Raw genomic sequence first — 25,447 nt, 5'->3', positions numbered from 1 at the left:
CGATGCCTTCGACTATTTTCATTGCGCAGCTACTTCGGCCTTGGCCCCGGCCACTAATGCGGTTGCTGGTGGCCGTTAAGAAAAGCAAGTTGTATGAGCCAACACAGAGTTGCTGCATTTCCGAAGGGCTTCGACTCCCGACAGTTCCAGACTTCGAAGGATCAGTTTGAGGCGAGTTTTTGCTTTTTAGGCCAGCAGTGACCGTATTAGTGATCAGCCGGGGACACAGCCTGAGGGGTTTGCTTCTTTGCCCTGACAAAGAAGGCCGCCGGCAGGCAAGATTAGACGGGATGTAGCGCGGGCTCAATCGGAGTAGAACTTATCTACCGGTGCCCGAGGACTACGTTCCCTCTCGTTTTTCCCGTTCATTTTTTTCTTGATAAAAAAACGAACCAAAAAAATCAAGGCTGTGCCACCGGCTGATCGTGGAATCCAGTTTCTGAAGCCTAAAATGGAAAAACTCGCGTCGGCGTTGGTCGGGTTGTTTCCTGGCTTGTCAGTCCGTCGAAATCTGTGGTGCTGATCCTGGGGCTTCGGGAACGCTCAGACAGTTTCCATTTTTTACGGCTTCAAAAACCGGATTCCACTGCCGGTGCCAAGGCCGAAGGCGGAGTGTCGGAGCTCTGTGCTTTGCTTTAAATTACGAAAGTTGGAGCATTGAAGTAAAGCTTTGCCCGGCCGCCTTCACCTCCGGTGAATAGCAGGATGAGGGACCTCTGATCTCGTAACTGGCGCGTAGGGGTTCTATCGGAATGCCTCCCTCCTCCGGTGCTTGAGGACTGCGCTTCTACCCGTTTTGCCCGTTCATTTTTTCTTGATAAAAAACGAACCAAAAAATCAAGGCTGTGCCACCGGCTGATCGTGGAATCCAATGGAGATTGTTCCTCTGGCCAGGCTTTCGCCTATACGCCGTACTCGTCGGAAAATGGGACACTCCTTTCAAAGAGCTACGCAAAAGCACAGTGCAGCTGAATGGCCCTACCTGATCAACTTGCTTGTGTGGGCGTCAGTAACCTCTTATTTCTTCTTTCAAGAAATACGCCAATAGCCGAGACCTCTTTACCCGAGCGTGCGACTCCGCTAAAAAGTCTCGCCCGTTGTAGCAACCATTGCTGCGGAACACCGTTCAAACCACCATGCAGAAGTACAAACTCGTCATTGCCATCGGCGGCTCCTCCGGCAGCCTCTACGCCAAACTACTACTCGACCGCCTGGCCGGTTTGTCCGATCAGTGGGAAGCCGTGGGTGTAGTGCTGACCGACAACGGAAAGTACAACTGGGAACTGGAGTTGGGGGAGCCCTTCGATGCCGCAGCCTATCCTGATTTCGACTATTACGAAAAGCGGAACTTCCACGCCCCCTTCGCCTCCGGCTCCGCGAAATACGGCACTATGATTGTTTGCCCCTGCAGCATGGGCTTGCTGGCCCGCATGGCTACCGGCGTAAGCGAAGACCTGATCACCCGGGCCGCCGACGTTGTCCTGAAAGAACGGCGGCGACTGATCGTCGTTCCGCGTGAGACACCGCTCAGCCTCATCCACCTGCGTAATATGACAACGATCACCGAAGCGGGAGGCATTATTTGCCCCGCCATCCCGAGCTTTTATTCTGGAGCGGAGAGCAAGGAGGAGATTGCGGGGACGGTGGTGGACCGGGTGCTTGACCTTGCCGGTTTTGAACTCGACAGCTACCGCTGGGGAGAATAAGCCGGCTCTATGGACACTCCGCTCCCCACCTGAGCAGGAACTGACTCCAGATACAAACGTACTTGGCACACAGAATAAATAGCTCTTCGGCCATTTGCCTGCCTTGTGGCAACCGAACTGCCGAACAAAAGACCCCATTCGTCTTAAAAAGCTAAAAATTTGCAACCCCTGCCCCACCTTCGCCGTCTATTAAACAAAGCCTGAAAACGGCCCAGCTTAAATTTCGATTAGACCTTTAAACATTCTTTTTTCACGGCTACTCTCCCGTTAAAGTTGCTTCGCAGCTTCGGCAGGTGTATGCAACAAACAGGAAGTTTACGGTCAGTTTCGGAAATAAAAACGGCTCGATTAAGTATTTAACCATAAAACCATTCATAATGAAAAACCTGATTTATCCCCTTTTTGCTCTTTTCATCCTCTCCATTGCACCTGCGGCCGCGCCCCTGAGTGCTGCCCCGCAAATAGTGCCGGCGCTCACCGAAAACAGCGCAACGGCCAAAACTATTCCGGTCATCGATGAGCCACTCATCGTACGCAGCAAACTGGTGGAAGGAGGCATGGAACTCCTCATCGCCAATCTGGAGCAAAGCAAAACCACCATCTCCATTACCAGCCTTCAAACGAACCGCGAGGTTTTTACCGACCAGGTACGTAACCACAATGGCTACAGCTACAACCTGAATATGGATGAGTTGAAGCCTGGCCGCTACGTACTCTCCGTCACGAAAGGCAAAGAGGTTCGTAAGCAGGTTTTGCTCGTTAAAAAATCCGGAATTACGTGCAGCGCGTGGAAGTAAGATTTTGACCGCGTACCATGGGTACAAACCGATTTATCGTGTACACACCTCTCACAACCGGGGGCGATCACGAAAATTTGGTTTGTACCCCGTACGATTTGGCATTTACTATGCTCTTCTGCGCACTAAATGCAGCGTGACAAACGCTAATAGTTAAAATTCTTCCGTGCGTTACTGCTTACTACTCGTTTCAGCTTTAATTTTATTTTCCTGCGGCTCCGACGAAATCCCCATTCCCAAGCCCCGTTCTTACCCACGGGTGATGTATCCCGTTCAGGAGTACGAAAACTTTACTGCGGATTATTGTCCGTTCAGTTTCGACAAGCCGGTTTCGGCAACGATCAATAAGGAAGAAACCTATTTTGAGGACACCCCTCCGCACGAATGTTGGTTTGACGTTCGGCTCGACGAGGCACTCAACGGCAGCATTCACTTTTCTTACTACCCCATCAGTACGTATTCCGACTTTGAGGCGTACCGCGACCAGGCCTTCAAACTTACCAGCAAGCACATTGAGCGCGCCAGCAACATCGAGGAAGTTGTTATCAGCCGGTCTGAAGTTGACGTTCACGGTATCGCTTTCGACGTATCCGGCCCTGCGGCCAGTCCTTTCCAGTTCTACCTTACGGATTCGACGAGCCATTTCCTACGCGGCGCGCTTTACTTTGACGCAAAGGTCAATCCGGACTCTATCGCCCCCGTCGTAGCGTACGCCAAGGAAGATATTTTCCGGTTAGTGGAAAGCTTTGAGTGGAAATAAGCCAGGTCGTTTTTTGCTACGGTTTCTGTTATTCCTCTCCTTTGGCTTTTTCGGTGGCGTCCAACAAATCCTGCGTAGCCTTTTTCAGCTCTGCAACATCATCTTCGGCTTCCGCAACGGTTTTCGTTTTGGGTTTTGCCTTGGAACGGCTGCGCTTGCGCTTGGGCTTAACTTCGGCCTCCTCTTTAGCGGCGGCTTTTGCTTTTTCCTCGAGCACGGCCTTGGCTTCAGCGGCGGCCTCTTCGTCTACTTCGGCGGCTTTGGCCTTGGGCGGAAAGGGCTTTTTGCTGAAGGTCAGTTCGTCGTCTCCCAAGTCGGTGTAGATCGTATCACCCGCAACGAACTTGCCGGAGATCAGGTCTTTAGACAGCTCGTCGGCCAGATCGGCCTGGAGGACACGCTTCATTGGCCGCGCGCCGAACTGAGGGTCATACCCCCGCTCGGCCAGCCAGTCGAGTGCACGGTCGCTGATTTTCAGCATCATCCCCTGACGGGCGAGCATTTTTTCGGTCTTACGTAACAGCAGACGGGCAATTTGCTTGATTTCGCTGAGATTCAGCGGGAGGAACATGATCCGCTCGTCGATCCGGTTAAGGAATTCAGGGCGAAGTTCATCCTTCAGGAAGTCAAAGACTTCCTCTTTAGTCGTACTGATGATGTCATCGCGGTGCTCGGGTCCTACACTGGCGAGGTCCTCGAAGTTTTCCAGGATTTTGTCTGCGCCCATGTTGGACGTCATGATGATGAGCGTGTTTTTGAAACTTGCCACCCGGCCACGGTTATCGGTCAGGCGCCCGTCGTCGAGTACCTGAAGGAGGATATTGAAGGTATCGGGGTGTGCCTTCTCGATCTCGTCGAGCAGAACGATGGAGTACGGGCGCTGGCGGACGGCTTCGGTCAGCTGACCACCTTCGTCGTAACCTACGTATCCGGGAGGTGCGCCCACCAGGCGGCTCACTGTATGGCGTTCCTGGTATTCCGACATATCGATGCGGGTGATCGCGTTTTCATCATTGAAGAGCACTTCAGCGAGGGCTTTGGCGAGTTCCGTTTTACCGACACCCGTGGGACCGAGGAAAATGAACGATCCGATGGGGCGATTCTCGTCCTGCAGGCCGGCGCGGGAGCGGCGGACGGCGTCGGAGACGGCGCGGACGGCTTCGTCTTGCCCGATAAGCCGCTTGTGCAGTTCTTCTTCCAGCTTGAGCAGCTTGTCGCGCTCACTCTGAAGCATGCGGGTAACGGGGATTCCGGTCCAGCGGGCCACCACCTCGGCGATGTCGTTGGCGGTTACCTCTTCGTTAGTGAAGCGTTTTTCGTCGGGGAGTTCTTCCAGTTCTTTTTCGGCTTCGTCGATCTGCTTTTGGAGGTCGGCGAGCTGTCCGTAGCGGATTTTGGCAACGGTCTCGAAGTCGCTGGCACGCTCGGCCTGGTCGGCTAGGTGTTCCAGTTCTTCCATTTGTTTTTTGAGGCCCTGGCTGTTGTCCACCAGATCCTTTTCCATCGTCCAGCGTGCGCGCAGCGAGTCGCGCGATTCGCGCGCATTGGCGATTTGCTCTTCGATGATTTTCAGTTTCGGGGCGGAGTTCTCCCGCTTGATGGCTTCGCGTTCGATTTCCAACTGTCGTACCCTGCGGTCGGCCTCGTCTATTTCTTCGGGGACGCTGTCGAGCTCCAGGCGGAGCCGGGCGGCCGACTCGTCGATCAGGTCGATGGCTTTGTCCGGCAGGAAACGATCGGCGATGTAGCGGTTACTCAGCTCTGCTGCGGCGACGAGTGCTTCGTCGAGGATTTCAATTTTGTGGTAAACTTCATACCGCTCCTGCAGGCCGCGCAGGATGGAAACGGTGTCCTCTACACTTGGCTCTTCGATGCGGACGGTCTGGAACCGGCGAACGAGTGCTTTGTCTTTCTCGAAGTACTTCTGGTATTCATCCAGCGTGGTTGCTCCGATGGTACGGAGGTCTCCGCGGGCGAGGGCGGGCTTGAGGATATTGGCTGCATCCATGGCACCGTTGCCACCGCCGGCGCCAATCAGGGTGTGGATTTCGTCGACGAACAGGACGTAACGGCCGTTGCTGTTGGAAACCTCTTTGATGATACCCTTCAGGCGTTCTTCGAAATCGCCTTTATACTTTGCACCAGCCAGCATGCCGGCGATATCGAGCACAAAAATGCGTTTTTCCAGGAGGCTTTCCGGTACGTCTCCTTTAACGATTCTCCAGGCGATTCCTTCCACGATGGCGGTTTTACCAACACCGGGCTCACCAATCAGGAGAGGGTTGTTTTTCTTACGCCGACTCAGAATTTGAAGAAGGCGACGAATCTCTTCGTCGCGGCCCACAATGGGGTCAAGCTTACCGTCTTCGGCTCGCTGATTGAGGTTAATCGTATATTTTTCGAGGAGGTTATAGGTATTATCGTCTCCCGGATCAGAAACAGTTTTCCCTTTGCGTAATTCTTCGATGGCGCTGCGGATACCATCATTGGTAGCCCCAAGCTCTTTCATAATCCGTGCACCTTTATCGCTGGCGCCCTGAATGATACCGAGCAGCATCAGTTCAATCGAAATATACTGATCGCCAAAGTCCTTGAGCATCTTTTTGGAGCGGCTCAGGGCACGGTTGGCGTCGTTAGTGAGGTACTGTTTGGTGGCCCCTTTCACTTTCGGATAATCGACGAGAGCTTCTTTGATCTCCCGGCGAACAGCATCGACGTTGAGGCCTACCTTCTTAAAAATAAAATCGGCGACGGATTCATCAACAGTCATGATCCCGGCCAGCAGGTGGGGAGTATCCACTTGTTGCTGGTCCATTTCCTTAGCAATCTTTTGGGCCTGAATGATGGCCTCCTGGGCTTTGGTGGTAAAGTTTTCGTACGTCATAGGGACGCAAGATAAGGGTCGGGAAGGGAAAGGAGTAAGGGAGTCGCCCGGAGGTTCGTTTTTTACGACCGCCGCTTGATTCTTAACGACGGAAACACTCTTCCCAGCGGGTTATCCAGGCGGGGCCGCAGGTGCAGAGCCCGGTTGAACCGAACTGTGCACCTGCGGCCCCGCCAGAAAACACCAACGCCGAAAGGCCGAAGCTCTGGTATGAGCTTCGGCCTTTCATTTAGCCTTTGGAAAAGGTCAGACTAGTTTTAGAGCCCGGGAGTTCCGGAACCAGCTACGGCCAGGGCCGTGAGCACGCAAAGTGCGAAAAGCGCTGCGGCGAGGCCCCAGGTGATCTTTTCGATCATGTCTGTAGAGCGCGAAGCACCGAGCATTTGGTTGGCCTGTGAGCCGCCGAAAGTAGAGTCGATACCGCCACCCTTTGGGTTTTGGATCAGAACAACCAGCATGAGGAGAAGGCAAACGAGGCCGGTCAGGATGGTAAGAAGGTTAACCATTGGGGATTATAATTTTTCCTGCAAATCTTTTATGAGGCCCGCAAAGATCGTCTTTTTATCCGGATAAAGCAACTCCAGGCGACGGTACATTTTTATTGCGTGCTGGTACTGGCCCTGCTGGACAAGCAACCGGGCAAGGGTTTCGCTGGCTACGTCTTCCTGAGCAACCAGGCTACGGCGGGCAATTTTACGTACCTCTTCCTGCTCGTCGGCCAGTTTTTCGCTTTGCCTGCGGCGGATGCGACGCAAACGGTCTTTGAACGAGTGTCCGTGATCGGGGCGTTTCCCTTCGGAGAAACTGGAAACCGGTTCGGGGGCAAACTCTTCTGGCGCGGAGGGCTCCGTCAGCGGATCCACAGGCCACACCGGCAGGACACTGATGAAGTCTGCAGCCGCGTCAACCCACTGAGCCGGCATTGAAAAAGGAGGAGGTGTCACCTCCGCCGGTTCTGTTACCGGCAGATCCGGTTTTGGTTCCGGCTCCGGCTCTTCTTCAAACAATACGTCGGGCTCCGGGAAGATACTCTGATAGCTCAGTGCTGCCGGGGCTGGCAGCTCTTCGTCCTCATCGATGCCCGCCAGCAGCGCAGCATCCTCGAGGGCGATCTCGTCGAGGGTACGGAGTTCCAGCACCTCAGTCTCTTCTCTGGCTTCTTCCTGCCAGGCAAATAAGCGGGCATCCTGCAGGAGGTCGTAGATAAACGCACGATCAAAGGAGGCAGCGGCACAGCGGTTGAGATAGTCCTGCTCCTCCGGATGCCCCTCCAGATGAGTCTTGAGTAACAACAATAAACGAAGGTTGGAGGAATAAGGATACTCCATAGCCAGGCCCTGCAGTTCTGCCAAAGGCAGCGCATACAATAGCTGTGGTTGCTCAAGGTAAAGCTGAAAATCTTTAGCGTTCATTCTCCGTGGTCTGCCGCCAAAGGTCGGGATATACTTTCGGGAATGCAAACGGGCTCAAATTGAAATGCATTTCTTGTCCCCACCGGCGGATTATTCCCGTCGTCGGAGAGACAATTTCCGGCATCTTAAGCTCTAAGACATCCACAGCAAGACGCCGATCACACCGGACGACCGAGGAACAAAGCCCGACCCATGCCTACGGAAAAAGCCGTCTCCCCCAGTTCGTGAACCTTTGATTCTCAGAATCATTGTAATCTGGAGCAACCAGGGTTCAAAAAGGCGGAAAAACGGCTACCTGCCGTAGAAAAACGCATAAACCCGTCGAAATAATTGCAATCTGTGTAAAAATGTCCTTGCATTAAAAGCACGAGTTACTTATCTTTACAGTACGCTTTTATGACAAAGTTGTTTGTAAGCGTAAAGAATTTTGTGTTGTTCATAGTGTTTGTTATGTAGCCTTTGACCTTAAAAGTCGAAGGCTTTTTTTATGTCTCTTCCCAACGGTTTGGCCCCGTTCCGGATATATTATTTATTTTTGTCTGTGTTCGGCTTGATTATGCTTGCGGAACTTTCCTTGTAAAAAGACCTTATGATCATGGCTAAACATAAAAAAGAGCGCATCGTCCTTCACCAGGGAGATGAAGAGATCAACATCAGTTACGACAGTTTGCGCAGTGCCGTGTTGGTACTTCGTGCCATCAACCATGAGTTGAGGCGCAGCATCGTCAACCTACTCGAGAAGGAAGAACGGATGACCGTAACTCAGATTTACATCAAACTCCGCATCGAACAATCCGTAGCGTCTCAGCACCTGGCTATTTTGCGTAAAGCCGGCATCGTACAGCCCCATCGTGAGGGTAAGTTCATTTATTACAGCCTGGAGAAGAACCGCCTTTCACAAATTGCGGACCTGGTCACTACGCTCTCAAACTAACCGCTCCCGCCCACAAACCAACCGCTTTCCTCCAAAAAAGCACCGCTTACAGCCAAAACACTTGTATTAATCAAATATTTATACGATCTTTGTCCCAGAGTGACGAAGCATTGTCCCGTTGCTTGTTATTCTATTTTAACCGTTGGCCGGGCTTTCGCATCCCATTTTCATTAATCTTAACTCACACACTAGCACCATCGTCCGCCAACACTGTATTTTGAACAAGTAATAGAGATGGAGCTTTCAAATCCCCCCCAGATCAAGCAGCGCGATCTGGATGTTTCCTCGGAAATCCTTCGGGCTTTAGCCCACCCTTTGCGTATGCGCATCCTTGAATTCATCGATCAGAACAAGCTGATCAATGTTAATAAGATCTACAGTTCTCTCAACTTAGAGCAATCCATAACTTCTCAGCACCTTCGGATTTTACGTCAGACGGGACTGGTGGCAACGGAGCGTGAAGGAAAATTCATTCACTACAAGCTCAACTACGACCGGTTACACAATACCGTGGCGGCCATCAAGACTTACCAGGCGGCAATTGCTGACGAGCTTCCGTCCGTTAAAGCCTCTTAATCGAGGCCATCTTTTCCCTTTTCTACCCGCAACAACGTTATTCTTCTTCATTAGCCACATTTTTTTTAGGGCGAAGAACGCGGGTAAAGTAAAAGTAGAGCAAGACTACTACTCCCGCTGAGATAGCAACGTCGGCCAGGTTGAATACCGGCCGGAAGAAAAGATAGGCACGCCCTCCCAGCAGTGGCATCCACTCAGGGTAGGTTCCGTAAAACAGCGGAAAGTAAAACATATCCACCACCCTGCCGTAGAGCAAAGGAGCGTAGCCTCCTTCTTCGGGGAACAGCCGGGCTACCCCTCCGTGAAAGGAGGATTCTGAAAAGATATAGCCGTAAAAGACACTGTCAATGATGTTCCCCAAAGCTCCCGCCAGGATAAGCGAAAAGCCCAGCAGGAGCTTTCTTTCCGCCTTTTCCCGGATCAGCCGGATGAGGTATACAAACAGGAGCCCTACCGCCGCAATTCGGAAAAGCGTCAGTAGCAGCTTTCCGTAATCCGGACCAAGCGTAATGCCAAAGGCCATTCCATTGTTCTCAACAAAGTGAATAAGCGCTCCGTCGCAGCCGAACAACTGAATCTCTTCGCCGTAAGCCAGATGGGTTTTCACCCATATTTTCAGCGCCTGGTCCAGCAAGAGCACAACAAACAATGTTAGACCAACGAGTAGCTTTCGGTTCATGACAGCAAAGGTATAAATCTAAAACGGCCCTTCCACACAAGTGGAAAGGCCGGATAATTGTATAATCGACTTGTAGATTTTATAAGGTAATACTTTATTACCTGTTTTGTTTTGCGTGAATGCTCAGGGTCGTGTGGGGTACAATCCGGAGGCGTTCTTTGGATATCAATTTTCCCGTTACGCGGCAGATGCCGTAAACTTTGTTTTCGATGCGAAGTAGTGCATTCTCGAGGTGCTGCACCAACTTACGCTGCCGGTTAGCCAGATTGTGGGTATCCTCGTTAGTCATCGAGGAAGTTCCGTCGTCCAGGCCACGTACTTTACCATCTTCGCTGTTGGTCTGCTCCGCAAGACGCTGAAGGTAAAAATCAAGCTGTTCGCGCGCAGTCGCAAGTTTGGCTTCGATGATGGCACGAAACTCAGCAAGTTCAGCATCGCTGTAGCGCGTTTGTTCAGTAGTATGCATGATATGTAGATTGTGCTTCTTGGAAGGCTATTAGACAAGTAAAAAGCAATCCCTTCAATTGTAAAAAAATGGTTCTGAGAGACATGCTACAATCAGGTCAGATATCATTAGAGTTAAGAGACCTGACTATAAATGCCCGGCAAATATAACAAACCTATCTTCCTTGTTATAGTATTTCTGAATGATTTTTTCACATCCAAGGATAGAATGCCCCACCAATCAATACGGCTTCAAAATATAATTTGGCAACAGCCAGTACTATAGATTAGTCTCATTTCTGACACTCCGTCGTTACGATAAGGGGAAGCCTTGACCAGTCTCTTCGCAATTGCATACGATTGGCTCTTCGGCATTTCTCTCTGATGGTAAAAGTCCGCTGAAGCACGTACTCTCCGTCTTTAACCACCTCATTATCAACGTATTCCACGTCAAAAACATCAGTAGACGACCGCAACTCTACCTGATCAATTGTAGTAGTACGGTCTCCGTCCTGATCGAAAAGAGGCCATGTTCCCGGCTCGTCTGCCGGAAAGAATACCCTTTGGATTTTCCCAGTCTCGATGGGGACGTAGCGCAAAGCTACCGTAGAGGCTTCGGGGCGCACAATCACAGCAGAAAAGTTGGTATGAAACACCAACTCGCTCCAATGAAACAACTCATCTCCCGCCGGAATCCGCAGCGAAAACCGGTCGCCCTTCTGCAGGAAGGGGCTGTAATACAACCCGTCGGAACGCACCTGATAATTGGTGTTCTCTCCGTTTATCTGAATAAAATCCGGCGAACTGTCTTCCTGAGGCTGCGGACGAATCCGGAAAGACAAATAGCCTGACGCCGGTACTTCTATAGACCAGGTCTCGGGTACTGACCGGGGTGCCGAAAACACGATACCGGTCATCTCTATGGTACGCCCCGCCCTGTCCTTTCCTTCGATGGCCGACGACATCTCGTACGCATTGTCTTCGGGCCGGTCCCAGCGTTCCGGTTCAAAATACCCGCTGAAGGGTCCCGCATTACAAGCGAGATCGAAATAAAGATAGTCATCGTCCAGGTCAGCAGATCCAGAAATAATGGCATCTCCTCCGGCCTGTGCCATAACAGAAATCCCCCCTGAAAAAAGAGTCAGAGCAACAGCAAGGCACCATTGAAGATTTCGGAAATGACGTCGTTTCATAGTTTTGCTGCCCAAACGCAGCATTAGTTTCTCGGAGTGGAATACTAAATCGTTCTCACAAAGATAAGAAACGTGCAACAAAGTGAGAAAACGGTAGATTTCAATTATTAAACGGCATAGCCGTCTAAATCGTCTACTTATCGTTTGATTTAAACAACCTCTTTTTCGAAGTCTTGTTTCCACTTCATTTACGCCCCGTTCCAGACTGAGGGTTCCGGTCAGGAGCCGCCATTCCCGGGGCTCCACCGTTTCGGATACCCTTTGAACGGATGCCCACTAAAAAAGTAACGCTGAGATGACTCCCCGTCGACTAGAGAAAACCACCATTGTTCCCCTTCCCCTCGCAGAGACCTGGGCTTTCTTCAGCCGGCCGGAGAACCTGAATAAACTGACGCCCCCCGAAGTCAACTTCGATATAAAATCTCCGGTGGCAGGCGTAGAGATGTACGAAGGCATGGTAATTCAGTATCGCATCAGCCCGTTCGCCGGCATCGGCTTCGACTGGCTTACCGAAATCACCCAGATAGTCGAGCACAGTCATTTCATCGATGACCAAAGGGTCGGACCGTTCGCGCTCTGGCACCACCAGCACTGGTTTAAGGACCTCGGCGACGGACGCACCGAAATGACCGACATCCTGCACTACCAGGCCCCGCTGGGGCCGCTGGGCACTATTGCCGACTGGCTCTTCGTGCGCAGGCAGGTAGAAGGTATTTTCGAGGCGCGGGAAAATGCGATCAAACAACTCTTCTGATTTCTGGCGGGTAGTTTCTTTTTCAGGAGCCACCCGCTGCCCCGGCCGGAGCTGGCAGTATGCACCAACAAATGCACGACTGTCACGGGTTTACCGCTATCACCTCTTCCTCTCCCGGGAGAAGGAGAATCCGTATACAGCTCGATACATACCGTTGCTCTGACCCTCTGCATTACCGATCTGCCTTAGTATCTTACCGCCAGATGCTACGCCTCCTCCGCAACAAGCCCGATAAAAAAAAGGACGTCTCCGATGCAGACCTTCTTGCCCGCTTTCAGCGCAGCGGCAAAGCAGAAGAGTTGTTGCCGCTTTACGAACGCCACGCGGAGCTCATTTACGCCCTGTGCCTCCGCTATCTCGGCAGCCCCCAGCGTGCCGAAGATGCAGGGATGGAAATCTGGGCTGTCCTGATCGACAAATTGCCTAAGCACGACATCAGTAACTTCCGCTCCTGGCTGCAAACCACCGTTCGCAATCACTGCCTTATGCAACTCCGCCGCGAAAAACGAGACCCTTTGCAACAAGCGGACGGAGCGTTTATGCAATCCGACCGGTTGCTGCATCTAAAGGATGAACCAAACCATCAGGAGGAGGACACCCGCCCTCTTTACCATTGTATTAAGCAGTTGAAGGAAGAACAACGCCGTTGCGTTCAGCTGTTTTACTTAACCGACGGAGAGAGCTATCAAAGCATTGCCGAAACAATGAATCTATCCGTCGGCCGGGTACGTTCTCATTTACAGAATGGTCGTCGTAACCTGAAAATCTGTCTGGAAGGGCGGGCCAACTCAACCGAATAATCGTGTCACCACATAACCACTCTACCGATAACCTGCTGCGCCGCTACATCAGTGGCACGATCACAGCCCCCGAGGAGGCTGAGCTGGAGCGGCGTGCCCTGACGGACGAGTCTCTGGCCCAGGCGCTGACTGGCCTGCAGGCGCATCCGGAGGCAGATCACGGGGAACACGTAGAGAAAATGATAGCAAGGGCGCGGTCGCAGGTGCAAAGAAAAGCCGGAGGAGCAAGGATCAAACCGCTTCGCAAAAACTACGCCCGCCTTGCGGCGGCGGCTTCGGTCATCGTTCTTTTCGTTGTGTCTGCGCTTTGGTTCCTTCCCCGACTTTTGGATAGCGGAACCGAAGAGATGGCGATGGAAGCACCAAAAGAAATCCCCTCCGCAGCCAAACCAACCGTACCAGCTACAAAAGAACAAGTTCCTCCGGCCGCAGCGCCGGAGCCGGAGTTGGCGCCCCCTGCTCCTTCATCCCCTGCCCGGAACCCGCGTTCGCGCCCAAATGAAGGCGTGCCTACCCAAGCCGACGCACAGGCGGAAGCACGGGCACGGATTGAAGCAGAACGTGAGCAGTCTGCCCGCCGCAAGGTCGCCCCTAAAGAACGCGTCGCTACCACCCGCAAGATGGAACAAGCCGATGATGCAGAGATTGTGGAAGAAATGACGTTTTCCGCGGATGCTCCCCCTGCCGCACCGACCGTTACGACCGCGCCGGCAACCCTGCCCGAACCGTCCGTTGCCGCCAGTCAGCCGGTTGTTTTGCCCACAAGTCAGGATGTCGTAAGTGCTTCTTCCGGAGGGAATGCTCCCAGCCTGGAACTCAGCACTTCCGGCCACATCACCAATGAGAATGGTTATCCTGTACCCGGGGCTCTTGTCCGTTTCCCGGGCTTGCCGCTCGGCGAACGAACCGACAGCAATGGCTACTTCCGCCTTCCCTTCGACGCCACAGCCTCGTTGCTGGCAATCAGTCATCCCGATTACGAAGAAGAGACGGTAAACCTGAACGGCCGTCCTGAAAGCCTCCAGATCAGTCTCGACCGCAAAGACTGGCAAGCCGACAACCGGCCCGGACTTATTCAGGATGGCGCCCGCTCGCTGATCATCCTCGACAAAAAAACCGGCTACGCCGCTCCGCTGGAGGGCTACAGAAGTCTCCGCCAGCGCATCGAAGAAGGGCGGCCCGACGACGTACCGGAGGGCAAAGTGAAATTCAGCTTTACGGTGAATACCGATGGTACCCTGACCGATTTCGAGTTTCGCGGAAAACCGGACCGCGCAACGATGGACTACATCGGCGAAACGATCGTAAAGACTTCAGTGTGGGAAATTACCCAGGGCAAAGAACCCGTCAGGGTTTACTTTAAGGTTGTATTTTGAGCTTAACCTAACGCACTGTTCAAACAGCCTTTACTCTGACCGGCCGAACATTGTGCTTACGCGAAGCCGTATCCACAAACCAATACTGATTTAGTGACGTATTACTTCTGATGCGTCTAAATAGCGTATTTACTTACAAACCAATACATTATTCAGATCTAAACCAACCTGTTATGAAACTGAAAGATTTGCTTTTCTCCCTATCTTTTCTGGTCCTGCTTGTCTTTGCCGGAAACGAAGTACTTACCGCACAGGTGAGCAGCCAGCGCATGGCCATGAGCCGTGGCAACAATGATGCCCTGATCCTTGAACTCCCGACCGCTGACGACAAGCTGGTGAGTAAACTCTGGACCGACTGGCTAAAAGAAAACTACGACGTAAAAACGAAAAAAGTGAAGAAAACCAAGGACGAACTGCAGTCCCTGAACTTCTCCATCCCGGGTGTGAGCACGGGGGGTAACGTAGACATGTACAGCAGCATCCGCGCTTCCGGCAGTGGCTCTGAAGTAATGGCGTGGATTGCTACAACCGACGGATACGTGAGCCCGGAGCTTGGCAGCTCACGCTATGTTGAGGCAGAAAAGATGCTCATGCGCTTTGCTCTTGCCGTTAGCCGCGCGCAAATTGAACTCGAAATCGAAGACCAGGAAAAAGAGCTTAAGGATCTTGAAAAAGAACTTGACCGCTTGCGCAAAGACAAGGACAACTATGAAAAAGACATTGCCGACGCCGAGCGTAAGATTCAGGAAGCCAAGGACAGCATCGAGAAGAACCTTGTCGACCAGGACAATAAAGGCGTCGAAATCGAGGCTCAGATCGAAAGAATCGAAGCTACCAAGCGTAAGTTGAAAGACTTCTAGATTCTGAGGTCCGACTGGTCAGAGAACTACTCCTCCGGCTTCCAGTCCTGATTTCTGGCTGCCCAAAAGAAAAGCATTCAGTGTTCACAGTTTCGTCTGTAATTCAGAGACGGAACGTTGAATACTGAATGCTTTTTCATTTACCCCCGCAGCAAATTGCTGCGGTACGGGTTCTTTGGGCCGTTAGTTCTTTCGTTAGAATCGGTAGCCAACCGATCCGACCCAACGCTTTGCAGCCTGGTCTACCCGGAAGTCTTCGCCGGCAATGGAGAAGTCTTCGCCGTAGCGGGCGAAGTTGCCATCGTAGCGCAGATCGAAAGTCAGTGGGCCAATGTCGATGGCCCCACCGACCGCGTAGCCAAGGTTAAAGGAATCGAAGGCACGTTCGCGACCATCGGAGTCCATCAGGTCGCTGGCGCTTTCTACTTTAAAGTGACCTACGGGGCCGACGTTCAGGCTGAGAAAAGCCAGCTTCCAGCTGGCTAATACCGGAACCTGTACACCGGTGTACCGTTCGCGGAAAATCTGGGTTCCGTTCTGGTTGGGGTCGTCGAAGCGAAACTCGTTGCTAGCGGTATTGAGCGTCACCTCGGTTTGCACCCCAAACCGATCGGAGAGAGGGACGCGCAAAAATGCACCGAATTGGAAACCATAAGAAGCATCGCTAAGCGCAAGTGCAAGGTCTTCGCGACCGGTGCGAGACAGGTCAAAGCGTTCCTCCTGCAGGGCTTCGGTACCCAGGCCGGCCTTCAGACCGAATTCGACCTGAGCAGAAGCTGTGGCGGAGAAAAAAAACAGAACAGCAAGAACAGAAAAGAAGGAGCGTGTCATATCAAAAAGGGTTGTGGGATTAGCCAGTATGGTTAAGTAGCGGCAAAGTTGGGGGGTGAATTGCGTTTGGGCTGTTAAATTGAGTTAAGGCCCTTGTTATTTGCTCCTTAATGTTTTGGCCCGCCTGTTCGTTACCTTTCTTTGAGCGGGGAAATCGTTTTTCTTTTCTGACAGAGTGCTCTGTTTTTTCTTTTTATGCGTTCTGCAAACCGGATCCCGAGGAGTAGTGGGTTTCCATCCACCTCCATCTGCTATCTTTGCCCTTCTACAAAAGCTCATCTCTTGCCCACTCCACTCCTTACCCTCACTACTGACTTTGGCCGCGAAGATTTTCATTTGCCGCGCCTGAAAGCTCATCTCTTTGCTGCTCACCGTGATCTTCAGATCATTGACGTGAGTCACGACGTACCTACTTATGACATTGTACGCGCGGCTTTCATCTTCAATCGGGTGTGGCGCCATTATCCGGAGGGGACGATCCACCTCATCAGCGTCAACGATTATTACCAGCCACGGGGGCGGTTTCTGGCCATCAGGCACGAGCGGCAGTACTTCATCGGGCCAGACAACGGCATTTTCAGTCTCATTTTCTCCCGGATGCCTACGGAGACCTTCGTGCTCGATGGTTACAAGAAGACCGACGCCCTATCCACCATCTACGCCAGAGCCGTAGCCCACGTTGCCCGCAACAAGCCATTTCTGGAGATAGGCCTGCCCGCTACGCGGTTCACCGAGCGCCTGGCCTTCCAACCGGTAATAGGGCCAAACTACATCCGCGGAGCGGTGGTCTTTATTGACCGGTTCGACAACGTAACCACCAATATTACCCGTGAACGTTTTGAGGAAGTGGGCCGGGGACGGGGTTTCAAGCTCCTGATTAAACGCATGGAGCCCATTGACGGGCTCAGTTTCCGGTACCATGACGTACCTGAGGGCGAGCCGCTTTGCCGCTTCAATTCAGATGGTTTGCTCGAAGTTGCCGTTAATCTGGGTAAAGCATCCACGTTACTTGGTATCCGGGTCGAGGATATGGTACAGGTGGAGTTTTACTAGTTGGAATTTGGGTTCGTCGGAGCGTTAGAACTTTGGTTCGGAGACTCCTTCATCAGTCCGTCAATAAAGTTTCGGACACCCTTATCTTCCGCAAATTTGCCCTCGTTGTAAGCAACGGACTGGCCTTTCGGGATGGACAGAGGCTTCCACTCATTCCCTTTCATTTGTTTGCCCAAAAGTACAATCTGCCCAATGTGGTAGCTATAGTGCGCCAACTGCCGGTTCAGGGCTTCGGCGACCGTATGACCTTCGTTGCGGATGTAGACGATGTCGGCCAGCTGCTCCGGCCGCAGGTCGTTGATTGCTCCTTCAAGTACAGCCCAGCCCTGGGCCCAGGCTAAGTCCAGCGCAGCCCGATCGGGAAAGTCAGCGCTAAACTCATCATCGCGATTCCGCCAGGGCTTTTCGCCGTCGGTGGTCAGAAAATCCGTCCAACGGCTTTTCATGTTGCCTGAGAGGTGCTTCACGATGACAGCTATCGAGTTGGATTCCGCTTCATCATCCTTGAATAATTCTTCGTCGGTAAGCTGTTGCATCGCGCCTTCGCCGAGGTGGCGGTAGTAGGCAAATTGCTTACGGTAGGAGGATAACAGGACGGTATTCATTGGGAGGAGTGCAGAGTGCAGAGTGCAGAGTGCAGAGTGCAGAGTGCAGAGTGCAGAGTGCAGAGTGCAGAAAAAAATCACATTATTGGGGATAACCAAATGTGTGAATTGAATTCTGCACCCTGGTGTTTAAATCATGCTTACGTAATGCGGCAGCATTTCGAGCCAGAGTGGCCAGTCATGTTCTACGTCTCCGCGTACATCAAGCCAGTGCGCGATGTTTTTACGGCGGAGAATTTCGCTGAATTTGAGGTTACCGTCGAGGCAGATGTCCCAATTCGAAGTACCGAGAACAATCTTCATATTCCACAGGTCGGGGTTATTGGCGTTTGGCATAAAGTCGACCGGGTTGTTGAAGTAGACATTGTCGTCGTAATAGCCATGCATGAACGATTTGATGTCGAAGGCTCCGCTTAGGTTGAACAGGTGGCTCACCATTTCGGGATGACGGAAGGCGAAGTTGCTGGCACTAAAGCCACCAAAACTGATACCGGCGCAGGCGATGCGTCCTGTTCCGCCGTTGTGTCGGATTTGAGGGATCCACTCTTCGGCCAGGAAGCGATCATACTGAATGTGGCGCTCTACGCGGTGTTTGGGGTGAATGTCTCCGTACCAACTGCTGTGGTTAATACTATCGGGGCAAAAGACCTGAATAAAGCCACGCTCAACGAACCAACGAATACTTTCGATCATGCCGCGGTCTTTGGCTTCGGTGTAATTGCCAAGGGTTGTCGGGAAAATGACCAGGGGGTACCCCCGGGTACCAGTGACGTGAATTTTAACGTCGTGACCGAGGTGGTGGCTGTAAAAATTTATCAAAGACTCGTGCATAGGTAGGTTTTGTTTAACGGCAGAGAACGGGTGGACGGGCAATATGCCGGATTAAAGGAAGAAAGGTAACGGAATAACTCAATTTTTCAGGCCTTTAGAGCCAGTGCTTCGAAAACTTTTTTCTGCACCTGCGTTTGCGCCGCCTTGTAATAGCGGTATTGCGCTTACCTTTGAGGACCATGTACATTTTCCGTTACGTCCGTCAGCTGCTCGGCAGCATTGCATCGCGCAAGCAAAAACTGCTCGTGCGCTCTTACCTGATGCCAAGTGAGCACCTTGGCCGGGATGTGATGGTGGATGTGTACCGGCCCGCGCTGCCCCCCTGGCGGCTATTGAACCTTGCCGTTTTTAACGACGGACAGGACTTGGAGCGGATGAACATGAAAGAGCAACTCCAGACCGCCTTTAAGGAGCGGACCCTCTCCCCTACCGTTGTGATCGGGGTCCATGCCGGCGACCGGCTGCGCGAATACGGTACCACCGGGCGCCCTGATTACCAGGGACGCGGAGACCAGGCCGGTGCCTACGAACTCTTTTTGACCGAAGAACTGATCCCGTGGATCGAAAAATTCTACAACGTATACCAATTGCCCGCCCGCAGGGCCATTGCAGGTTTCAGCCTTGGCGGGTTGAATGCCTTCGATGTAGCCTGGCGTAACCCCGGCGAATTCGGCGTTGCGGGCGTGTTCAGCGGTTCATTATGGTGGAGGTCCAAAGCTTTCCGGCAGGACCAGCCCGACGCCGACCTTATTGTACACAACTATGTACGACGTGCAAAAAAGGCACCTAAAGTACGGTTCTGGTTTATGGCCGGCACCGAAGACGAAGATTCGGACCGCAACAATAACGGCATCATCGACGCCATCGACGACACCCTGCAGCTCCTCCAGATCCTGAAAGAGAAAGGACAGAAAGAAGAGGAAGACTTCACCTACGTGGAAGTAGAGGGCGGACGGCATGAACCCGAGACCTGGGGCAAGGTCGTTATGGATTTTCTCAGGTGGGCCTAATGGTCTCCTGGCGCGGACTCCGGCAAAATTGCAGCGGAGACTTTACGCTACACAAAAGCGAAAAAAGGAGGACTTACTGAGACAGCCCGGCTGCGGCCCGGTACTGAAGCGACAGTTAACATCCATTACCCGCGAGCGACTATGGGCGCTGACGCAGGTGCAGTGAATGGATTAAAAAACATACAGTTAACATTACCTCCACCAGTTCACTTCTACACGTAAGTGACTGTACACCTTTACCTTACACAATTATCCGCAAATAGAAAACAATTACTTAACACAGCAAACATTTGCGTAACTATTTATTATCGCATTAATAAACACGCATAAGACTCCTCTTCTCCAGGCAATGTTTTCTTTTGGCCCCTAATAGTTTCACACCATTAAGTCCATACCATGAGAGCACTTTACCTGGGGATGCTTTGCATCTTATTATCCATTCCGTTACAAGCTCAGATTGCTTGCGAAGAAACGCCGCTACCTGCAGGTTCAGATGAATTTACCCTGAGCCATTTGAGCTCTTTCGCCACCGGAGTTTTTGACGGAGCTGCTGCAGAAATTGTTGCTTATGATGCAGCCAGCCAGCAATTATTTTTCACCAACGCTGACGCAAACAGTGTCACGATACTTTCCATCGCAAACCCAGCCAACCCCACTAAAGTGATGGACCTGGACATGAGCGTCTACGGTGGTGGCGTAAACAGTGTAGCCGTACATGAAGGCTTGATCGCAGCAGCGGTTCAGGCTGAGGATGTGGACGGCGCCGGCACCGTTGTCCTGTTCGACGCCAGCGGTACGGTCATCTCCACGGTAAGCGTGGGTGTTCTGCCCGACATGATCACCTTCGCTCAGGGCGGCACAAAACTGATCACAGCCAACGAAGGGGAGCCGAGCGATGACTACATGACGGACCCACTCGGGAGCGTGTCTATCATCGACCTTGCGGGCGGCACCGCCAACCCAACGGTAACAACGGTAGACTTTACGGCCTACGACAACCGCCGTCAGGAACTGATCAATAAAGGCATCCGGTTTTTCGGCCCCGGCGCATCTGTGGGGCAGGACCTGGAACCGGAATACGTAACCGTAGCGGACGACAGCATCGCTTACGTTGCGCTTCAGGAGAACAACGCTTTTGCGTTGATCAACATCAACTCCGGAACCATTGTCGACATTCAGGGCCTTGGGTATAAGAACCACGCTACGGGACAACCTAAGCTTACAGAGTACGTGATCAACGAACTGATTGACATGCCCGAGCTGGGCACGCCAACTTACGGTGGCGGGCAGCCACCGGTGAAACTGGGTGGCTTTTCGGGGATGTACTTCGACGCCGCGGCCAGCACTGAAAGCGAGTATGTTTTCTACGCGGTTCCTGACCGTGGCCCCAACGATGCTCCCGTTAGCAGCAGCAATGTTGTTGGCGGTAACCCAACCAACCTGCGGCCCTTCAAGCTTCCGAACTACCAGGGACGCATTGCCCGGTTTACGCTCAACACTACCAGTGGAGCCATTACTCTCGACGAGCAAATCATGCTTACCCGTCAGGATGGAGTTACCCCGATCAGTGGGCGGGGCAATATTCCCGGCGTAGATGAGACTCCCGTTGTTCCTGCGGACGCCATGAGCACCCCGACTGAGCTTCTCAACGCTGATTTCGAGAACGGAAGTCTTCTTCCCTTTACCGCAGTTGACTTGTCCAGCACCAGCTTCTGGATCATCAATAATTTTAGCGGCTCCGACAACTACGCGGAGATGAATGGTTTTGGAGCCGATGCGGCCAGTGATGACTGGTTGATCAGCCCCGCGATCGACCTGGTCCGTGCAACGTCAACGACGCTCAATTTCGAGTCGACGGCTAATTTTGGTGGTCCTGACATCAAGGTCCTGGTTTCCTCGGATTACAACCCTGCCACTGCCGACCCCAACGCTGCGACCTGGACAGACATTACTGCCGATGCGACCCTTAGCGCCGGGAACTTCGAAGATACCCAGAGCGGTGACGTAGACCTGAGCGATTTTGAAGGACAGGTGATCTACCTCGCCTTCCAGTACATCAGCACAGGTACTGGTTCCGGAGACGGCAAGGTTTGGCAACTGGACAACATCGTAGTTACCGCAGACGTGTTGACGAATGATTTTGTCGATAACGCCGGGAACACCTACGACGCACTTGAATTCGATGAATTCGGCGGAGACTTCGAGAGCATTGTTCGCGATGATGCGGGTAACTTTTGGATGTGTGACGAATACCGTCCGGCTATCTACGCTTTCTCTCCTGACGGTGTTCTGATCAATCGTTTCGTTCCTCAGGGAACGAGCGTGCTGGGCCTGACGCCTCAGCCCGTTGGCACCTACGGCAGCGAGACCCTGCCTGCCGTTTACGCCAAGCGCCGCGCAAACCGTGGCTTCGAAGGTATGGCCCTGAACACCGACGACGGCCTGCTTTACGCCTTCATCCAGAGCCCGATCGAGAACCCTAACAGCGGCAGTGTACGCAACGCCAGCAACGTGATCAGGGTACTTGCCGTAACTCAGGAAGGTGTACCGGCAGCCGAGTACGTTTACCTTTTGGAAAACAACGCAAACCGCGCCTACGACATTGGCCGTGTCGACAAGATCGGTGACGTCGTTTACGCAGGTAACGGCAAATTTATGGCACTGGAACGCGACAGCAGTGTACCCGGCCAGAACGAAGGCAAGAAGTACGTATTCGAGATCACGCTTACGGGCGCGACCAACATACTCTCTTTGCCCATTTCAACCGAGGACGGCACCAGCGGCCGCGCCCTTGAAGAGATGACAGCCGACGAACTTGTTGCTGCCGGTGTACAACCCCTCCACAAGACGAAAGTACTCAACCTGCCGAGTATTGGCTACCTGCCCAGCGACAAGCCGGAAGGTATCGCCGTGCTCCCCGGTGGCGCTATTGCAGTACTGAACGATAACGACTTCGGTCTTGCCGGTGCGGGCGTTTCGGACAACAGCACCCTGGGCATTATCAACTTCTGCGACGACAACGGCTTCGACGCCAGCAACCGCGACGATGCGATCAACATCGTGAACCACCCAACCCTGGGCATGTACATGCCAGATGCCATTGCCAGCTATGCTGTAGATGGTGCCACTTACATCGTTTCGGCCAACGAGGGCGACTCCCGTGATTACGATGGCTTTAGCGAAGAATCCCGCGTAGGAGACCTTAACCTGGACCCCGTGGCCTACCCTGACGCAGCTGCGCTTCAGGCCGATGAGAACCTGGGACGCCTCCAGACCACCACGGCAACCGGCGACCTCGACGGCGACGGTGACATCGATCAGATATACAGCTATGGCGCCCGTTCGTTCTCAATCTGGGATCGCTACGGCAATCTTGTTTTTGACAGTGGCAATGAATTCGAGCGAATTCTGGGAGACGTCCTTCCTGCCGACTTCAACAGCACCAACGATGAAAACGACAGCTTTGACAATCGTTCGGACGACAAAGGCCCCGAGCCCGAAGCCGTAGAGGTAGTCACTAAAGGAGACAAAACATACGCTTTGATTGGTCTCGAGCGCATCGGCGGCCTCATGGTTTACGACATTACCGATCCGCGCGCGCCGAGGTTTGTCAGCTACGCCAACCACCGCGACTTCAGCGTCGACGTACAAATGGACGACGACTCCAGCAACCCTGCTGCCGGAGACCTCGGTCTGGAAGATGTGATCTACATTCCCGCAGACCAAAGCCCCGACGGCATGGATCTGGTGGTGACATCGAACGAAATCAGCGGGACAATCTCTCTGTTTGGAGTAAACCGCTTTGCTACTGAACCATTCTCACTACGCATCCTGCACAACAATGATGGTGAATCAAAAATCATTGCAGACACCCTTACCGACGGAACGGCGTTTGGCGGTGCCGCACGTTTTGTATCCGTAGTCGAAGACCTTCGCATGGATGATGTGCCAACAATCACTCTGTCTTCGGGAGACAACTACCTTCCCGGGCCGGCCTTCAACGCCAGCCTCGCACGTCCGGAAGGCAGTCTGCTTTACGATTCTGAGGTCCTGAACGCTATCGGCTACGACGCTCTCGTGATCGGTAATCACGACTTTGACTTTGGCCCGGATATGCTACAACGCGTGATTTCGGAAACAGCTCCTTCTATGGCGACTTTCCTTTCCGCTAACCTCGACTTTACCGGAGAGTCTGGCCTTCAGGACCTCGTTAATACCGGCCGCATCGCTACCCGTACCATCGTAGAGCGTGACGGTGAGCGTATTGGCCTGGTAGGGCTTACCACTCCGAGCCTGCCCACCGTATCCACGCCCCGTGGTGTCGAAGTAGACAGTAACCTGATGGGCATTGCCCAGCAGGAAATCGACCTGCTCCTCGCTGAAGGCATCAACAAAATCATTCTGATTTCTCACCTTCAAAGCATCAATGAAGAGCTGATGCTTGCCAGCGAACTGACCGACGTTGATGTAATCATTGCCGGTGGTGGAGACGAACTACTGACCAACGACCCTGCAAATGCACTTGGAGGCCTTACCGTATACGACGAGTACCCGATTAAGACCGTCGACGCCAATATGGATACTGTTTACATCGTAACTACTCCCGGTGAATACCGGTACGTAGGTAACCTGGTTGTTCAGTTCGATGATATGGGTCGGGTAAGCATGATCGACGAATCCTCCGATGTTATTGCAGTTCTGGGAGACGCTCCGCGCGATGCAACCATTGCAATGACAGAAGACAGCATTATGGCGTACAACGCAGAGTTGAACGCCAACATCATTGCCCGTACAGAAGTAGAACTTGACGGGCTCCGCAGCAGCGTACGGACCAGGGAAACCAACGAGGGCAACCTGATTGCGGATGCTTACCTCTACATGTTTGATCAGCGCCGCGAGGAGTTCGGTTTCGATGCAGGAATCCCAGTAGTAGCCATGCAGAACGGAGGAGGAATTCGTAACGATGAGCTCATCCCTGCCAACAGTGACATTAGCGAAGGGAAAACTTTCGATATCCTTCCGTTCAGCAATTTCGTTTCAGTTCTGGAACCACTGACACCGGCAGAGTTGAAATCTGCGCTGGAAAACAGCTTTAGCAACATTGAGAACGTAGACGGTCGCTTCAGCCAGATTGGTGGCTTTGAGGTGAAATATGACACGATGGGTGTTGCTGATGAAAGTCGGGTTTTTGAAGTAAGGCTCGACAACGGTACTTACCTGGTTCAGGATTACGAAGTAGTGGAAGGAGCCCCGAGCGTTTACGTTGTTACCAACAGCTTCTCGGCCGGAGGCGGAGACGGTTACGATGAATTCGCCGCGGTAAGCTTCACCAATATTGGCCCGAGTTACCAACAGGCCCTTTACGACTACCTGATTGCGGAAGACGGGCTCAACGGAGTCATTACTGCACAGGATTACCCCGAAGGTGGAGAAGGGCGCATCATGCACCGCTTCCCCGTCAGCACCGACGTGCTTGACCTTGCAGTTTACGAGGTCAGTCAGGCACCGAACCCATTCAGCACAAACTTCAACCTGAGTTATGATCTACCGGTTGCTGGCGATATCAGTGTTTCGCTTGTAGACGTCAATGGTCGTAAGTTACGTACGCTTGTTGATGGATATCAACCAACCGGTACACGGACACTGGAGGTTTCTACTACTGGTTTACCTGCGGGTATGTACTTCCTCCGCTTCCGCATCGGTGAACGGGTTGGTGCATTGCGAATAGTAAAAAATTAATGCTTATTTTTAGATTTTTGAGATTCAAACTACTCAAATATTTTCCTGGGGGAGTCGGCTTGCGCCGACTCTCCTTTTTCTTTGTCAATGTTCCAATCCGGAGACTTTATCTTTGCCTGAATCCCGCTGGCGGACTTTTCTGACTTCCGGTTTATCACTTCGTTTTGTGCTGCTTTGCACAGTACTGCAGGCAGTACGAATAT

21 protein-coding genes are annotated in these 25,447 nt (G+C 52.6%); 12 read left to right on the top strand and 9 right to left on the bottom strand.

Annotation, left to right across the window (positions count from 1 at the left end):
- Positions 1 to 1,136 precede the first annotated feature (1,136 nt).
- The 3 genes from FUA23_RS15410 to gldD all read left to right on the top strand — a co-directional run bounded on the left by FUA23_RS15410 (position 1,137) and on the right by gldD (position 3,263).
- Positions 1,137 to 1,706 (top strand): UbiX family flavin prenyltransferase, encoded by a 570-nt coding sequence (locus tag FUA23_RS15410; protein ID WP_147931653.1) that lies wholly within the window; start codon positions 1,137 to 1,139, stop codon positions 1,704 to 1,706.
- 377 nt (positions 1,707 to 2,083) lie between these two features.
- Entirely contained in the window at positions 2,084 to 2,503 is a 420-nt protein-coding gene (locus FUA23_RS15405; RefSeq protein ID WP_147931652.1) for a hypothetical protein, read from the top strand.
- Positions 2,504 to 2,669: 166 nt separating this feature from the next.
- On the top strand, positions 2,670 to 3,263 hold the full coding sequence (gene gldD / locus FUA23_RS15400; RefSeq protein WP_147931651.1) for a gliding motility lipoprotein GldD: 594 nt from the start codon (positions 2,670 to 2,672) through the stop codon (positions 3,261 to 3,263).
- A gap of 28 nt (positions 3,264 to 3,291) precedes the next feature.
- Here gldD and FUA23_RS15395 read toward each other — a convergent pair whose 3' ends face one another.
- From FUA23_RS15395 to FUA23_RS15385, 3 genes are all read right to left on the bottom strand, one after another.
- Positions 3,292 to 6,147 carry an ATP-dependent Clp protease ATP-binding subunit gene (locus tag FUA23_RS15395; RefSeq protein ID WP_147931650.1) on the bottom strand — a complete coding sequence of 952 codons (2,856 nt, stop codon included), beginning with the start codon at positions 6,145 to 6,147 and terminating at the stop codon, positions 3,292 to 3,294.
- A gap of 257 nt (positions 6,148 to 6,404) precedes the next feature.
- Positions 6,405 to 6,653, bottom strand: coding sequence for a preprotein translocase subunit SecG (secG, locus tag FUA23_RS15390; RefSeq protein ID WP_147931649.1), 249 nt, complete (start codon positions 6,651 to 6,653; stop codon positions 6,405 to 6,407).
- A gap of 6 nt (positions 6,654 to 6,659) precedes the next feature.
- Positions 6,660 to 7,559 (bottom strand): hypothetical protein, encoded by a 900-nt coding sequence (locus FUA23_RS15385; RefSeq protein WP_147931648.1) that lies wholly within the window; start codon positions 7,557 to 7,559, stop codon positions 6,660 to 6,662.
- A 595-nt stretch (positions 7,560 to 8,154) separates the two neighbouring features.
- Here FUA23_RS15385 and FUA23_RS15380 point away from each other — a divergent pair.
- Together FUA23_RS15380 and FUA23_RS15375 are read left to right on the top strand one after the other, a co-directional pair.
- Complete coding sequence (locus tag FUA23_RS15380; RefSeq protein WP_147931647.1) at positions 8,155 to 8,493, top strand: ArsR/SmtB family transcription factor; 339 nt, start codon at positions 8,155 to 8,157, stop codon at positions 8,491 to 8,493.
- Positions 8,494 to 8,727: 234 nt separating this feature from the next.
- Positions 8,728 to 9,069 (top strand): ArsR/SmtB family transcription factor, encoded by a 342-nt coding sequence (locus tag FUA23_RS15375; RefSeq protein WP_147931646.1) that lies wholly within the window; start codon positions 8,728 to 8,730, stop codon positions 9,067 to 9,069.
- Between the two features lie 37 nt (positions 9,070 to 9,106).
- On the opposite strand, the gene FUA23_RS15370 is transcribed toward FUA23_RS15375, so the two are convergent.
- The 3 genes from FUA23_RS15370 to FUA23_RS15360 all read right to left on the bottom strand — a co-directional run bounded on the left by FUA23_RS15370 (position 9,107) and on the right by FUA23_RS15360 (position 11,385).
- Positions 9,107 to 9,748 (bottom strand): lipoprotein signal peptidase, encoded by a 642-nt coding sequence (locus tag FUA23_RS15370; RefSeq protein ID WP_147931645.1) that lies wholly within the window; start codon positions 9,746 to 9,748, stop codon positions 9,107 to 9,109.
- A gap of 97 nt (positions 9,749 to 9,845) precedes the next feature.
- The gene (locus tag FUA23_RS15365) at positions 9,846 to 10,214 is read right to left on the bottom strand and encodes a TraR/DksA family transcriptional regulator (RefSeq protein WP_147931644.1); all 369 of its coding nucleotides are present in this window, start codon (positions 10,212 to 10,214) and stop codon (positions 9,846 to 9,848) included.
- 271 nt (positions 10,215 to 10,485) lie between these two features.
- Positions 10,486 to 11,385, bottom strand: a complete 900-nt coding sequence (locus FUA23_RS15360) for a hypothetical protein (protein WP_147931643.1) — start codon at positions 11,383 to 11,385, stop codon at positions 10,486 to 10,488.
- 295 nt (positions 11,386 to 11,680) lie between these two features.
- Here FUA23_RS15360 and FUA23_RS15355 point away from each other — a divergent pair, with 295 nt between their 5' ends.
- The 4 genes from FUA23_RS15355 (at position 11,681) to FUA23_RS15340 (ending at position 15,175) form a co-directional block, all read left to right on the top strand.
- Positions 11,681 to 12,139 (top strand): SRPBCC family protein, encoded by a 459-nt coding sequence (locus FUA23_RS15355; RefSeq protein WP_147931642.1) that lies wholly within the window; start codon positions 11,681 to 11,683, stop codon positions 12,137 to 12,139.
- A gap of 203 nt (positions 12,140 to 12,342) precedes the next feature.
- On the top strand, positions 12,343 to 12,939 hold the full coding sequence (locus FUA23_RS15350) for an RNA polymerase sigma factor (protein WP_187271083.1): 597 nt from the start codon (positions 12,343 to 12,345) through the stop codon (positions 12,937 to 12,939).
- Between the two features lie 2 nt (positions 12,940 to 12,941).
- Positions 12,942 to 14,315 (top strand): hypothetical protein, encoded by a 1,374-nt coding sequence (locus FUA23_RS15345; RefSeq protein WP_147931640.1) that lies wholly within the window; start codon positions 12,942 to 12,944, stop codon positions 14,313 to 14,315.
- 173 nt (positions 14,316 to 14,488) lie between these two features.
- Positions 14,489 to 15,175 carry a coiled-coil domain-containing protein gene (locus tag FUA23_RS15340; protein WP_147931639.1) on the top strand — a complete coding sequence of 229 codons (687 nt, stop codon included), beginning with the start codon at positions 14,489 to 14,491 and terminating at the stop codon, positions 15,173 to 15,175.
- Positions 15,176 to 15,370: 195 nt separating this feature from the next.
- Here the strand turns inward: FUA23_RS15340 and FUA23_RS15335 are convergent, their stop codons facing one another.
- Positions 15,371 to 16,006, bottom strand: coding sequence for a porin family protein (locus FUA23_RS15335; RefSeq protein WP_147931638.1), 636 nt, complete (start codon positions 16,004 to 16,006; stop codon positions 15,371 to 15,373).
- 282 nt (positions 16,007 to 16,288) lie between these two features.
- On the opposite strand from FUA23_RS15335, the gene FUA23_RS15330 reads away from it, so the two are divergent.
- The gene (locus tag FUA23_RS15330) at positions 16,289 to 17,059 is read left to right on the top strand and encodes an SAM hydrolase/SAM-dependent halogenase family protein (RefSeq protein ID WP_187271082.1); all 771 of its coding nucleotides are present in this window, start codon (positions 16,289 to 16,291) and stop codon (positions 17,057 to 17,059) included.
- Here FUA23_RS15330 and FUA23_RS15325 read toward each other — a convergent pair.
- Together FUA23_RS15325 and FUA23_RS15320 are read right to left on the bottom strand one after the other, a co-directional pair.
- Positions 17,056 to 17,664 carry a DinB family protein gene (locus tag FUA23_RS15325; RefSeq protein WP_147931636.1) on the bottom strand — a complete coding sequence of 203 codons (609 nt, stop codon included), beginning with the start codon at positions 17,662 to 17,664 and terminating at the stop codon, positions 17,056 to 17,058. The two genes, FUA23_RS15330 and FUA23_RS15325, sit on opposite strands and share 4 nt — an antisense overlap.
- 129 nt (positions 17,665 to 17,793) lie before the next feature.
- Positions 17,794 to 18,495, bottom strand: coding sequence for an alpha/beta hydrolase-fold protein (locus FUA23_RS15320; protein ID WP_147931635.1), 702 nt, complete (start codon positions 18,493 to 18,495; stop codon positions 17,794 to 17,796).
- A gap of 179 nt (positions 18,496 to 18,674) precedes the next feature.
- Here FUA23_RS15320 and FUA23_RS15315 point away from each other — a divergent pair, with 179 nt between their 5' ends.
- Both FUA23_RS15315 and FUA23_RS15310 read left to right on the top strand, forming a co-directional pair.
- Complete coding sequence (locus FUA23_RS15315; protein WP_147931634.1) at positions 18,675 to 19,505, top strand: alpha/beta hydrolase; 831 nt, start codon at positions 18,675 to 18,677, stop codon at positions 19,503 to 19,505.
- A 396-nt stretch (positions 19,506 to 19,901) separates the two neighbouring features.
- A complete protein-coding gene (locus FUA23_RS15310) occupies positions 19,902 to 25,244 on the top strand; it encodes a choice-of-anchor I family protein (protein WP_147931633.1) in 5,343 nt (1,780 codons plus the stop codon).
- The last annotated feature ends 203 nt before the right edge of the window (positions 25,245 to 25,447 follow it).

Source organism: Neolewinella aurantiaca, from assembly GCF_008014675.1.
Lineage (GTDB): Bacteria > Bacteroidota > Bacteroidia > Chitinophagales > Saprospiraceae > Neolewinella > Neolewinella aurantiaca.
This window is presented reverse-complemented; position numbering and strand designations above follow the sequence as displayed.

Coding starts and splice junctions, on each gene's coding strand:
- FUA23_RS15355 (WP_147931642.1), top strand. CDS start 11,681: ATGACTCCCCGTCGACTAGAGAAAACCACCATTGTTCCCCTTCCCCTC.
- FUA23_RS15365 (WP_147931644.1), bottom strand. CDS start 10,214: ATGCATACTACTGAACAAACGCGCTACAGCGATGCTGAACTTGCTGAG.
- FUA23_RS15410 (WP_147931653.1), top strand. CDS start 1,137: ATGCAGAAGTACAAACTCGTCATTGCCATCGGCGGCTCCTCCGGCAGC.
- FUA23_RS15325 (WP_147931636.1), bottom strand. CDS start 17,664: ATGAATACCGTCCTGTTATCCTCCTACCGTAAGCAATTTGCCTACTAC.
- FUA23_RS15340 (WP_147931639.1), top strand. CDS start 14,489: ATGAAACTGAAAGATTTGCTTTTCTCCCTATCTTTTCTGGTCCTGCTT.
- FUA23_RS15405 (WP_147931652.1), top strand. CDS start 2,084: ATGAAAAACCTGATTTATCCCCTTTTTGCTCTTTTCATCCTCTCCATT.
- FUA23_RS15395 (WP_147931650.1), bottom strand. CDS start 6,147: ATGACGTACGAAAACTTTACCACCAAAGCCCAGGAGGCCATCATTCAG.
- FUA23_RS15320 (WP_147931635.1), bottom strand. CDS start 18,495: ATGCACGAGTCTTTGATAAATTTTTACAGCCACCACCTCGGTCACGAC.
- FUA23_RS15380 (WP_147931647.1), top strand. CDS start 8,155: ATGGCTAAACATAAAAAAGAGCGCATCGTCCTTCACCAGGGAGATGAA.
- FUA23_RS15315 (WP_147931634.1), top strand. CDS start 18,675: ATGTACATTTTCCGTTACGTCCGTCAGCTGCTCGGCAGCATTGCATCG.
- FUA23_RS15385 (WP_147931648.1), bottom strand. CDS start 7,559: ATGAACGCTAAAGATTTTCAGCTTTACCTTGAGCAACCACAGCTATTG.
- FUA23_RS15370 (WP_147931645.1), bottom strand. CDS start 9,748: ATGAACCGAAAGCTACTCGTTGGTCTAACATTGTTTGTTGTGCTCTTG.
- FUA23_RS15350 (WP_187271083.1), top strand. CDS start 12,343: ATGCTACGCCTCCTCCGCAACAAGCCCGATAAAAAAAAGGACGTCTCC.
- FUA23_RS15375 (WP_147931646.1), top strand. CDS start 8,728: ATGGAGCTTTCAAATCCCCCCCAGATCAAGCAGCGCGATCTGGATGTT.
- FUA23_RS15360 (WP_147931643.1), bottom strand. CDS start 11,385: ATGAAACGACGTCATTTCCGAAATCTTCAATGGTGCCTTGCTGTTGCT.
- FUA23_RS15335 (WP_147931638.1), bottom strand. CDS start 16,006: ATGACACGCTCCTTCTTTTCTGTTCTTGCTGTTCTGTTTTTTTTCTCC.
- secG (WP_147931649.1), bottom strand. CDS start 6,653: ATGGTTAACCTTCTTACCATCCTGACCGGCCTCGTTTGCCTTCTCCTC.
- FUA23_RS15310 (WP_147931633.1), top strand. CDS start 19,902: ATGAGAGCACTTTACCTGGGGATGCTTTGCATCTTATTATCCATTCCG.